The organism is Burkholderia sp. Ac-20345 (assembly GCF_017104825.1).
In the GTDB taxonomy this organism is placed as follows: Bacteria; Pseudomonadota; Gammaproteobacteria; order Burkholderiales; family Burkholderiaceae; genus Burkholderia; species Burkholderia lata_B.
In genome coordinates this window covers 1-10,885 of the sequence record NZ_JAAGPO010000266.1, presented here as the reverse complement: position 1 = coordinate 10,885, position 10,885 = coordinate 1, and the positions used below count along the sequence as shown (strand labels likewise).

Genomic DNA, 10,885 nt, shown 5'->3' with positions numbered 1-10,885 from the left:
GGCGCTGCGGGCCGAGCGCACGGCGCAGCGCGAGCGCGCGCAGCGACGACGGCTTCTGCAGCAGCGAGCGCAGGCCGGCACGGCGCGAGAACGCCTGCGCGCTCATCATCGAGAAAAATGCGTGGAACCACGCACGGATACCGTCCAGCCGGCTGTGTGCGGGCGTACGCTCGGCCAGCGCCTGCGTGCGTGCGCGGTGATGGCGCAGCGAGCGGGCAGGAGCGGGCGGCACGACGCGCTTCGCAGCGCGGCTGAGACGGGAAGTCAGACGGAATGGCATGTGAACGATGCTTCGCTTGTATGGATGGCGCCCTTGGGAGCGCACTGGTATGAACGGCCTCGGAAGGCGCAACGGATCTTACCGAAACTCGCTGCGCGCCGCGCCCGCCAGAATTGACAGGCCGCGACAGGCTACAGGGGATTCATGACGGGCAAAAGTCGCGATAAACCCTTGTGCCACAAGGCGTGTGCCGCATACCGCCTGTCGGTGAGGCCAGCGCCGCGCCGCACAGTTCCCTTGAGCAGGATCAAATCCTCGATTGGCATGCCCCTGCGCACGACAATGGTGCTGTTCGCGGCATCCGGCGCCGATTTACAATCGTCACATTCACACAAAAAACGTCTGGCATCCCATGTCGTCTCCATTGCAGTCGGAATCGATCCGCGCGCAAGTCGCGGAATTGCGCGAGCGCGGCTTCGTCGTCGCGCGTGGCCTCGTCAGCGACGAGCAGTGCGCGGCGCTCAGGCAAGTCGCGGAGCGCCAGTTACGGGAGGCGGCCGAGCCGATCGAGTTCGAGGCGGACCTGCGCTACCCGGGCGCGCCCGAGTCCAAGCATGCGCCGGGCGGGCATACGGTGCGGCGGCTGCTCGATGCGTATTCGCGCGATCCGGCGTTCGCCGAGCGCGCGACCGCACCCGAAATCGGTGCGTGGATGCGCGAGTATTTTGGTGAAGAACCCGTGCTGTCGCGCGCGCATCACAACTGCATGATGACGAAGCACCCGGCGTACGGCAGCCTGACCGGCTGGCATCGCGATTTCCGCTACTGGTCGTTCGAGCGTCCGGACATGGTGTCGGTGTGGCTCGCGCTCGGGCCGGAAACGAACGAGAACGGCGCACTGTGGCTCGTACCGGGGTCGCATACGGCCGAATTCGGTCCCGAAGCGTTCGACGATGCGAAGTTCTTCCGCGGCGACCTGCCGGCGAACAAGAAGATGATCGACGCGGCCACGTGCCCGCCGCTGCAGACGGGCGACGTCGTGTTCTTCCACAGCAATACGCTGCATTCGGCCGGGCAGAACCGTTCCGACCAGGTGAAGTTCTCGCTCGTGTACACGTACCACGCCGCGAGCAACCGGCCGGTGCCGGGCACGCGCTCGGCGTCGAAGTCGGAAGTGCAGTTCTAGGTTCGGATCGGACGGGCGGCGATACCGCCGCGCTCACGTGATGCGGCGCATCGCGGGCGAATGAAGCAACGGGCGGCCTGGCCGCCCGTTTCGTTTGGCGCGGCCCGATCGTATGACGCGGGCCGTGCGTGCATCGCGCGGCTGCGCGATCAGCGCTTGCTGCCCGGCATCGCGAGGCCGATCAGGCCGACGAACGATGCGACGGCGCCGCCCACGATCAGCAGGATCGTCTTCGTCGCGGGCGAACCGGTGAAGAAGCGCGACACGTTGTCGTTGATCGAATGGAACGACTGGCCGCCGAAATACAGCAGCAAGACGCCGCCGACGAGCAGTGCAACCGAGATGACCCGGGACATACCAACCTCGCTGAAACGGTGATTCGAGACGCCGCAGTGTAGGCGACGGCCGCGGCCGCGTCCATCGCCGTGCCGTCGAGCGCGTTTCGGCCGCTTTCGCTACCATAGTCGTCGTATGACTCCTTCGCCGCCGCCGCGCCGTGTGCGCGGCCGGCGCGCGTCCCCTCTCCCGATGTCCTGACGGAACCGACTCATGGCTTACGAAGCAGCTTCCGAACGTTATGCCGGCATGCAATACCGCACCTGCGGCAAATCCGGGCTCAAACTGCCCGCGCTGTCGCTTGGTCTGTGGCACAACTTCGGCGACTCGACGCCGATCTCGACGCAGCGCGACATCCTGCGCACCGCGTTCGACCTCGGCATCAACCACTTCGATCTCGCGAACAACTACGGGCCGCCCTACGGCAGCGCGGAAACCAACTTCGGCCGGCTGCTGAAGGAGGATTTCCGGCCGTATCGCGACGAGCTGCTGATCTCGACGAAGGCCGGCTGGGACATGTGGCCGGGGCCGTACGGCAGTGGCGGCGGGTCGCGCAAGTACGTGCTCGCGAGCCTCGACCAGAGCCTGCAGCGGATGGGGCTCGACTACGTCGACATCTTCTATTCGCACCGCTTCGACGCGCACACGCCGCTCGAGGAAACGGCGGGCGCGCTCGCGTCGGCCGTGCAGCAGGGCAAGGCGCTCTACATCGGCATTTCGTCGTATTCGGCGGCGAAGACGCGAGAGATGGCCGAGCTGCTCGCGCAGTACAAGGTGCCGCTGCTGATCCACCAGCCGTCGTACAACCTGCTGAACCGCTGGGTCGAAACCGAACTGCTCGGCACGCTCGACGAGATCGGCACGGGCAGCATTGCGTTCACGCCGCTCGCGCAGGGGCTGCTCACGTCGAAGTACCTGAACGGCGTGCCGGCCGATGCGCGTGTGAACAAGCCGGGCGGCGGCTCGCTGAAGCGGGATCACCTGAGCGCGGACAACCTCGACCAAGTGCGCAAGCTGAACGCGATCGCCGAACGGCGCGGGCAAAGCCTTGCGCAGATGGCGCTCGCGTGGGTGCTGCGTAATGGCCGCGTGACGTCCGCGCTGATCGGCGCGAGCCGCGCGGAGCAGGTGCGCGAAAACGTCGGCGCGCTGAAGAATCTCGAATTCTCGGCGGAGGAACTCGCGGAGATCGATCGTTACGCGACGGAAGGTGGCATCAATCTGTGGGAAAAGCCGTCCACCGATCAGTCGATCTGACCGGCAGTCGATACGGCATGCGAAACATCGCGTGCCGTATCAATGGCTTGCGTGCAGCACATCGCATCGCTGCAATGCAGCGATGCACGTCACGCACGGATGGTGCGCCGCTAGATCAGCGCAGGCAGGCCTTCGACGAGCAATACCGCAACGCCGACGCCGAGGATGACGCCCAGCACGCGCAGCAAGTTGTGGCGGAATTCGGTTGCACACGGCACCGCGCCGAGAAATAGCGCTCCGGCCAGCGCCATCGGAATCAACAGGATGAAGTCGCCGATCGTGAAGTAGGTCGTCATGCGTGTCTCCAGGGTCGACCGGAGTGGGCGCTTGGGCGCGGACTCCGGCCCCATGCCGGGTGTTTCTAGTGTTGGTCCGACCCGATTGCGAGCGGGGCGGTCAATTCGAGTATAGGCAACCGGCACCGCTTTTCGCTATCCGAACCATTAAAAAATCAGCGGAAAGCCCCACGAATCGCGCATTTTTCCCGCCAGTTCGACGAACGACTTGCACGCATCTTTCCCGTGCCTTTCGATTGTTGCGGATTCGTCGTATGTGTCCGATGCGTGCCGCCGCACCCGCGGGCGCGACGGCACGCCCGCTCATGCGCGGTCGGGTTGCACGCGGGCGGCCGGCGCGCGGAACACGAGCGCGAGCCCCGCGATGATCGCGCCCATGCCGGCGAGCGCGAGCGGCTCGGGCCGGTTGCCGAGCCACACGGCATCCATCAGCGTGGTGACGACGGGCACGAGATAGAACAGGCTCGTCACGTTGACGAGATCGCCGCGCTGCATCAACCGGTAGAACAGCAGTTGCGCGATCACCGAAATCACGATGCCGAGCCACAGCAGCGGGATCACGAACGCCCAGCTCATGTCGAACGACACCGGCCGGAACGGCACGATCGCCACGCACAGCGCGAGGCCGATCGCATTCTGCAGCGGCAGCACGTCGGCGGGTGCCGCACGTACGCGCTTTTGCAGCAGCGAGCCGACGGTCAGCGCGACGAGCGCGGTGAGCGCGAACGCGACGCCTGCGAGCGACAGGCCGCCGTCCCCCACGCCGCGGAACACGACGAGCGCGAGGCCGGCCAGCGACAGCGCGAGCCCTGCGACGCGTACGGGTTGCCAGCGCCGCTCGACGATCGCGAGCGTGAGGATCGGCTGCACGCCGAGGATCGTCGCGAGCACGCCCGGCGCGATCCCGCGTTCGAGTGCGAGCAGGTAGAAGATCGAATAGCCGCCCATCATCAGCAAGCCGGTCAGCGCGGCCATGCGCCGCTCGCCGCGCGGCGGCAGCCAGTGTTTGCGCATGAAGGCCAGCCCGAGCAGCACGAGCGATGCCAGTGCGAAACGTGCGGTGAGAAAGACGAACGCGGATGCGTGACGCAGACCGAGTTCAGCGAAGATCGCGCCGCTGCTCCACAGCAGCACGAAGAGCGACGTCGCTCCATGCGCGGCGAGCGCGCGTTTGAACGAAACCATGTGAATCCACCTGTCGAACGGATCGGAATGTTCCATCCGCGCGCGCAGCAACACGCCGTGCGTCACGACGCACGAATGCAGGCCTGCGGGCGAATGGAAGACGAAACGAAAAGCCGGCTGGTCAGCCGGCGCGTGCCGCCGGAGGGGGCGGCGCGGCGCCGACGAGCGGCGGTGCGACAGGAGGAGGAAGGACCGACGGATGTGCGCACGCCTGCGGCCGCGAGTCGAACTGCGGCCGGGATTTTGCAAGGGCGGACGTGAGCGGATGCATCGTATCGGAATGCGCTTGAACGCGAATGAGCATCAAAGGTACCGCAAGGCCGGCATCGGATGCAACACCTGTCGGTGGCTTCGTATGACGAAGGGCGATGCGTGCGCAACGGTCGTTGCGCTGGCTGCGTTCGAGGCAGGGGGAAGGTGATGAAGGCGTTGTGCGGTTCGGCAAGCGCAGTCGCGTGAAAGTGCCTGGCGACCCGGCACCGGATTCACGGTGCGCGCGGGGCGTCCATTGCGTGCGCGCCGCGGTGATGCCGGGGATTCGGCGGGCAGTCACATTCGACAGGGTATGATGGGGGTAGCCGGGCGGGCAAGCAGCCGTCCGGCGTAGTGGTTGATTGGAGACATTCGACGAATTCGCGGCACTTCGCCTGCTTCTTCTTCTTTTCGCGCTTCGATAAACCGTGAACAATGGGATGACGCGCAGCGCTCCGTCGAGAGCGGCGCGGATCGTGCATTTGCCGGCCCGCCAGCGGGCCGGGTTTCAAGATTCAAGAGTGGGGAACCATCATGCATATCGGGTCGATTGTCTGCACTACCCATATCGCGGTGCCGAAGGGCGCGCGCGGCATCGTCCAGCGCATCCTGGGCGACATGGCCATGGTGACCTGGTACGCGGGCGTGCCGGGTGAGTCGAAAGAACTCAACACCGAGCCGTTCTTTCTCGAGGACCTGATCGACACCGGCGAATCCGTGCTGCCGGCCGGCGCGGCGCTGCACTAAGCGCACACGTCGCACCGGGCGCTCGTCTTTCAGCCCGGCTGGCGGCACAATGCGGGGCATGAAAGACGTCACTTCCGCTCCCGCTTCTCCCGCCGGCCCGCCGTTCGCCGGACTCACGCCCGAGTGCGTGCTCGACGCGCTCGACAGCGTGCTGATACCGGCCGGCCTGCGCACCGACGGGCGCATGCTCGCGCTCAACAGCTACGAAAACCGCGTCTATCAGGTCGGCATCGAAGACGGCCCGCCGGTCGTCGCGAAGTTCTACCGTCCGGCACGCTGGTCGGACGAAGCGATCCTCGAAGAGCACGCGTTCGTCGCCGAACTCACCGCGCGCGAGATTCCGGCGGTGCCCGCGCGCGCATTCGACGGCCGCACGCTGCACGCATTCGACGGCTTCCGCTTCTCGATCTTCGAGCGGCGCGGCGGCCGCGCGCCCGATCTCGATCGCAGCGACACGCTCGAATGGCTCGGCCGCTTCATCGGCCGGATCCATGCGGTCGGCGCGACGCAGCCGTATGTCGCGCGCCCCGTGCTCGACATCAATACGTTCGGCTACGAGCCGCGCGACTACCTGCTCGCGCACGATTTCATTCCGGACGATGTGCGGCCCGCCTATGCGACGGCCGTGACGCTCGCGCTCGAAGGCGTCGAGGCCGCGTTCGAGCGGGCGGGCGAGATCCGCCTGCTGCGCACGCACGGCGACTGTCATCCGAGCAACGTGCTGTGGACCGATGCCGGCCCGCACTTCGTCGACTTCGACGACAGCCGGATGGCGCCCGCGATCCAGGATCTGTGGCTGCTGCTGCCGGGCGATCGCGAAGGCGCGTCGCGTGCGCTGGCTGATTTGCTGGCCGGCTACGAGGATTTCTGCGAATTCGAGCCGCGCGAGCTGCATCTCGTCGAAGCGCTGCGCACGCTGCGGCTGATCCACTATGCGGCATGGCTCGCGCGGCGCTGGGACGATCCCGCGTTTCCGGCCGCGTTCCCGTGGTTCAACACGCATCGTTACTGGGAAGCGCGCGTACTCGAGTTGCGCGAGCAGATCGGCGCGATGCAGGAAGGGCCGCTCTGGCCCGTGTGACGGCGCGCGCGGTACTCGCGCCGCGCGGCATGCATGTGCGGGCCGCGGCGCGATGCGCGCGGCCCGTTTCGCTCAGAACTTCAGCATCAGCTTGATCAGCGCGGCGAAGCGCTTGCCGTACGGCGGCGCGAGCAGGTTGCGCGCGTTCAGGCGCGCCTGCGTGAGCACCGGCTTCATCTTCGAGAACGTCACGAAGCCGTCGTAGCCGTGATACGCGCCCATGCCGCTCGCACCGACACCGCCGAACGGCAAACTGCCGCACGCGATGTGCATCAGCGTTTCGTTGATCGACACGCCGCCCGAGATCGTTTCGCGCATCACGCGATCGATGGTGCCGCCGTCCTCGTCGAACAGGTAGAGCGCGAGCGGACGCGGGCGTGCATTCACGTACGCGATCGCTTCGTCGAGCCGTTCGTACGGCACGAGCGGCAGCAGCGGCCCGAAGATTTCCTCCTGCATCAGTTGCGATGCGGCCGGCACCTGCGTGACCGCGCACGGCACGAAGCGGCGCGATGCGGGATCGGATTGCGCGTCGGACAGCGGGTGCAGCTGCGCGCCGGCCGCCTGCGCGTCGCTCGCGAGCTGCTGCAGCCGCGCGTAGTGGCGCGGCGACACGATCGTCGTGTAGTCGCCGTTGGCCGACAGGTCGGGATACATCTTCGCGAAGCGTGCGCGCGCGCGCTCGATGAATGCGGCTTCCATCCCGCGCGGCAGCAGCACGTAGTCGGGCGCGATGCAGGTCTGGCCCGCGTTCAGCGTCTTGCCCGCGACGATCGCGTCGACGGCTGCATCGAAGCGCGCGTTCGGGCCGACGATCGCCGGCGACTTGCCGCCGAGTTCGAGCGTGACGGGCGTGAGGTTGTCGGCGGCCGCGCGCATCACGTGGCGGCCGACGTGGGTCGAGCCGGTGAACAGCAGATGATCGAACGGCAGCCCGCTGAACGCGGCGCCCACTTCCGCATCGCCGTTCACGACCGCGACGTGGTCGCGCGTGAAGGTCTTGGCAATGAGCTGCTCGAACAGCGCCGACGTGCGCGGCGTCAGTTCGGACATCTTGATGATCGCGCGGTTGCCGGCCGCGAGCGCGCAGATCAGCGGGCCGGCCGCGAGCAGCACCGGGTAGTTCCACGGCACGACGATGCCGACCACGCCGAGCGGCTGCGGAATCACCTTCGCGCGCGCCGGGCGCAGCCACTTGTTCATCGGCTTGCGGATCGGTTTCATCCAGCGCTTGCCATGCTTGAGCGCGTCGTCGATCTCTTCCTTCGCCATCCAGATTTCCGACAGCAGCACTTCCTGCTTCGCACGATGACCGAAATCGGCGCTGATCGCTTCGGCGAGTGCATCCGCATGGTCGATCAGCATCGTGCGCAGCGCGCGCAGGTGCTGCACGCGCGTTTCCCATGCCGGGTACGGTGCGCGCAGGTAGGCCGCGCGCTGGTCGCGCAGCAGCGCCGTCAGCGCATCGGCCGACGGCAGTGCTTGCGGGGCCAGTTCGGGCAGGTCGTTCTTCATGTCGTCTCCTCCAGTTGGGCCTGGCTGGTCGGCCGGCCGTCACGCCGCACGCGCGCGCTCGGCGAGCGCGGCGACGCGGATCGGGGTGGTGCGTGTCGCGCGGCGCGGGGCCGGATGCGACGTGTGCTCGAAAACCGGTTGAAGCATGCAGCGGGCGTCGCATCCGCGCGACGGTGTGCGCATCCGGAAACCGCTCATTGGCGCATGCGCGTGCGCCGCGATGTGACTGCCTACGGGCACGCGTCGCTGCGTCGCGAGCGCCTGCCGGTGCACCGAAGCAGGGCGGCGCGACGTGTACGCCAAATCGTGTCGCAGCCCATCGTGCCGCTGCGGCGACAAGCCGTCCAAACGGTCGGCGACGACACGTGCCGTTCGATTTCGATCGACTGCGCGCATGACACTGAGGCTCTCCGCGCGGGCAGCCGTTTGAAATGAAATGCGGGCTACGCGCATCGCATCCGGACAACCCGGTCGGCACGCGGCCTGCAGAACCTGGCGCTGCATCGTCGTCACTCCCGTTTCGCGACGGATCGGCTTCTGGTGGCCGGCGCGTCGCGCAAAGCGAATCGATACATCTTAAATTTAGTTCACGCGGGCGTTTAGAGGAATCGCTCTTGAATCCGCGCGCCGCGCGCGCGACGGCCATTCCTACAATGCCCGAATTACAAGAGGAGACGCGGTCGCGCGGCGATGCCGGGCGCCATCCATGACACGACGGAGACGTGACATGCAATACGACTACATCATCGTCGGCGGCGGTTCGGGCGGGTCGAGCCTGGCAGGCCGTCTCGCCGATGCCTGCCCCGATGCGACGATCGCGCTGATCGAGGCCGGCTCGCATACGGAGCGCAACCTGCTCGTCAACATGCCGGTCGGCATCGCCGCGCTGGTGCCGTTCAAGCTCGGTACGAACTACGGCTACGAGACGGTGCCGCAGCCGGGCCTCGGCGGGCGGCGCGGCTACCAGCCGCGCGGGCGCGGGATGGGCGGCTCGAGTGCGATCAACGCGATGATCTACACGCGCGGCCACCCGGGCGACTACGACGAATGGGCGCAGCTCGGCGCGACGGGCTGGGGCTGGCAGGACGTGCTGCCGTATTTCCGCCGCGCGGAGGGCAACGAGCGCGGCGCCGATGCGTGGCACGGCGCGGACGGCCCGCTCACGGTGTCGGATCTGCGCTTTCGCAATCCGTTCTCCGAACGATTCATCCAGGCCGCGCATGCGGCCGGCTATCCGCTGAACGACGATTTCAACGGCGCGACGCAGGAAGGCGTCGGCTTCTATCAGGTGACGCACCGCGACGGCTCGCGCTGCAGCGTCGCACGCGCATATATCTACGGCCGCAACCGGCCGAACCTGCACGTGATCACCGATGCGACGGTGCTGCGTGTCGTGTTCGATGGCAAGCGTGCGGCCGGCGTCGCGGTCGCGCGCAACGGGCGCGTCGAGACGCTCGACGCGCGCGCGGAAGTGATCCTGTCGGCCGGCGCGTTCAATTCGCCGCAACTGCTGATGTGTTCGGGGATCGGCCCGGCGGAGCAACTGCGCCGGCACGGGATCGCGGTCGTGCAGGATGCGCCGGACGTCGGCACGAACCTGATCGACCATATCGATTTCATCATCAATACGCGCGTGAATTCATCGGAACTGGTCGGCGTGTGCCTGCGCGGGATCGCGAAGATGACGCCCGCGCTCGTGCGCTATTTCTCGAGCCGCACCGGGATGATGACGAGCAACGTCGCGGAGGCCGGCGGTTTCATCAAGAGCGATCCGTCGCTCGAGCGTCCCGACCTGCAACTGCATTTCTGCACGGCGCTCGTGGACGACCACAACCGCAAGATGCACTGGGGCTTCGGCTATTCGCTGCACGTGTGCGCGCTGCGGCCGTTCAGCCGCGGCACGGTGGCGCTCGCGAGCGGCGATGCGCGCGACGCACCGCTGATCGATCCGCGCTTCTTCAGCGACTCGCGCGATCTCGACCTGCTCGTGCGCGGCACGCAGGCGATGCGCAAGATCCTGTCGCAGGCGCCGCTCGCGTCGCAGGGCGGTCGCGAGCTGTACACGCGGGCAGATCAGAGCGAAACGGAGCTGCGCAAGACGATCGTCGAGCACGCCGACACGATCTACCACCCGGTCGGCACCTGCCGGATGGGTTCGGATGCGCGCGCGGTCGTCGATCCGCAACTGCGCGTGCGCGGCGTCGAAGGGTTGCGCGTGGTGGATGCGTCGGTGATGCCGACGCTGGTCGGCGGGAACACGAATGCACCGTCGGTGATGATCGGCGAACGCGCGGCGGAATTCATCGTCGCCACGCGCAAGGGCGCGGCGCCGCGCGGCGAGGCAGCCGCGGCGGTGCACGGCCGCTGAGCGGCGCGCGCACGGCGGCGGCTATGCTCAGGCAAACGTATCGACGAGGCCGGCGCGGCTCACGCTCGCGGCGGCCGGTGCGGATTGCGCAACGTCGAGCGGTGCATCGGCGGCTGACGATCCGCCGCTTCCGCGCCGCGACGACTGGCCGCCGGCAAAGGTCTGTTGCGGGTTCTGCTGCTGCGAAGCGAAGCCGCCGTCGCTGACGGTTGCGCTGCCGAGCCCGAGCCCGCCCGCTTCCATTGCTTCACGCAGCTTCGGCAGCGCGGCTTCGACCGCTTCGCGCACCTGCGGGTGCTGCGACACGAACAGCGCGTGCGCGTTGTTGTCCGCGACGCGCAGCACGACCTGCAGCGGCCCGAGATCGGCCGGATTGAGCGTTAGCTCGGCGCTCTGCTGGTGCGCATTCGACAGGAACACGACCTTCTGGCTCAGCGCATCA

The 10,885-nt window shown here is 67.3% G+C and carries 11 protein-coding genes; 5 read left to right on the top strand and 6 right to left on the bottom strand.

Going from position 1 to position 10,885, the window contains the following annotated elements; translation table 11 throughout:
* Positions 1-280: hypothetical protein (locus G3O06_RS43550; protein ID WP_205819783.1), on the bottom strand; the 280-nt coding region annotated here is incomplete at its 3' end.
* Between the two features lie 352 nt (positions 281-632).
* Between G3O06_RS43550 and G3O06_RS43545 the strand changes: the two genes are divergently transcribed.
* A complete protein-coding gene (locus G3O06_RS43545; protein ID WP_174916612.1) occupies positions 633-1,406 on the top strand; it encodes a phytanoyl-CoA dioxygenase family protein in 774 nt (257 codons plus the stop codon).
* 149 nt (positions 1,407-1,555) lie between these two features.
* Here G3O06_RS43545 and G3O06_RS43540 read toward each other — a convergent pair whose 3' ends face one another.
* Positions 1,556-1,762 (bottom strand): DUF3185 family protein, encoded by a 207-nt coding sequence (locus tag G3O06_RS43540; RefSeq protein WP_174916611.1) that lies wholly within the window; start codon positions 1,760-1,762, stop codon positions 1,556-1,558.
* Between the two features lie 193 nt (positions 1,763-1,955).
* Between G3O06_RS43540 and mgrA the strand changes: the two genes are divergently transcribed.
* A complete protein-coding gene (gene mgrA / locus G3O06_RS43535; RefSeq protein WP_205819782.1) occupies positions 1,956-2,999 on the top strand; it encodes an L-glyceraldehyde 3-phosphate reductase in 1,044 nt (347 codons plus the stop codon).
* 110 nt (positions 3,000-3,109) lie between these two features.
* Here the strand turns inward: mgrA and G3O06_RS43530 are convergent, their stop codons facing one another.
* On the bottom strand, positions 3,110-3,295 hold the full coding sequence (locus G3O06_RS43530) for a hypothetical protein (protein WP_011353526.1): 186 nt from the start codon (positions 3,293-3,295) through the stop codon (positions 3,110-3,112).
* A 303-nt stretch (positions 3,296-3,598) separates the two neighbouring features.
* The gene (locus G3O06_RS43525; protein WP_205819781.1) at positions 3,599-4,480 is read right to left on the bottom strand and encodes a DMT family transporter; all 882 of its coding nucleotides are present in this window, start codon (positions 4,478-4,480) and stop codon (positions 3,599-3,601) included.
* A 786-nt stretch (positions 4,481-5,266) separates the two neighbouring features.
* Here G3O06_RS43525 and G3O06_RS43520 point away from each other — a divergent pair.
* Positions 5,267-5,479 (top strand): hypothetical protein, encoded by a 213-nt coding sequence (locus tag G3O06_RS43520; protein ID WP_006477514.1) that lies wholly within the window; start codon positions 5,267-5,269, stop codon positions 5,477-5,479.
* Between the two features lie 49 nt (positions 5,480-5,528).
* Positions 5,529-6,560, top strand: a complete 1,032-nt coding sequence (locus tag G3O06_RS43515) for a serine/threonine protein kinase (RefSeq protein ID WP_174916608.1) — start codon at positions 5,529-5,531, stop codon at positions 6,558-6,560.
* A gap of 72 nt (positions 6,561-6,632) precedes the next feature.
* Here G3O06_RS43515 and G3O06_RS43510 read toward each other — a convergent pair whose 3' ends face one another.
* Complete coding sequence (locus tag G3O06_RS43510; protein ID WP_174916607.1) at positions 6,633-8,075, bottom strand: coniferyl aldehyde dehydrogenase; 1,443 nt, start codon at positions 8,073-8,075, stop codon at positions 6,633-6,635.
* Positions 8,076-8,802: 727 nt separating this feature from the next.
* On the opposite strand from G3O06_RS43510, the gene G3O06_RS43505 reads away from it, so the two are divergent.
* Positions 8,803-10,443 (top strand): GMC family oxidoreductase N-terminal domain-containing protein, encoded by a 1,641-nt coding sequence (locus G3O06_RS43505; protein ID WP_205819780.1) that lies wholly within the window; start codon positions 8,803-8,805, stop codon positions 10,441-10,443.
* Between the two features lie 27 nt (positions 10,444-10,470).
* Here G3O06_RS43505 and G3O06_RS43500 read toward each other — a convergent pair.
* Positions 10,471-10,885, bottom strand: a 415-nt coding sequence (locus G3O06_RS43500; protein ID WP_205819779.1) for a flagellar hook-length control protein FliK, incomplete at its 5' end; no start/stop codon positions are given.

What these genes read in the sequence shown, in the direction of transcription:
- G3O06_RS43545 (WP_174916612.1), top strand. Translation starts at nt 633, where the DNA reads ATGTCGTCTCCATTGCAGTCGGAATCGATCCGCGCGCAAGTCGCGGAA.
- G3O06_RS43540 (WP_174916611.1), bottom strand. Translation starts at nt 1,762, where the DNA reads ATGTCCCGGGTCATCTCGGTTGCACTGCTCGTCGGCGGCGTCTTGCTG.
- mgrA (WP_205819782.1), top strand. Translation starts at nt 1,956, where the DNA reads ATGGCTTACGAAGCAGCTTCCGAACGTTATGCCGGCATGCAATACCGC.
- G3O06_RS43530 (WP_011353526.1), bottom strand. Translation starts at nt 3,295, where the DNA reads ATGACGACCTACTTCACGATCGGCGACTTCATCCTGTTGATTCCGATG.
- G3O06_RS43525 (WP_205819781.1), bottom strand. Translation starts at nt 4,480, where the DNA reads ATGGTTTCGTTCAAACGCGCGCTCGCCGCGCATGGAGCGACGTCGCTC.
- G3O06_RS43520 (WP_006477514.1), top strand. Translation starts at nt 5,267, where the DNA reads ATGCATATCGGGTCGATTGTCTGCACTACCCATATCGCGGTGCCGAAG.
- G3O06_RS43515 (WP_174916608.1), top strand. Translation starts at nt 5,529, where the DNA reads ATGCGGGGCATGAAAGACGTCACTTCCGCTCCCGCTTCTCCCGCCGGC.
- G3O06_RS43510 (WP_174916607.1), bottom strand. Translation starts at nt 8,075, where the DNA reads ATGAAGAACGACCTGCCCGAACTGGCCCCGCAAGCACTGCCGTCGGCC.
- G3O06_RS43505 (WP_205819780.1), top strand. Translation starts at nt 8,803, where the DNA reads ATGCAATACGACTACATCATCGTCGGCGGCGGTTCGGGCGGGTCGAGC.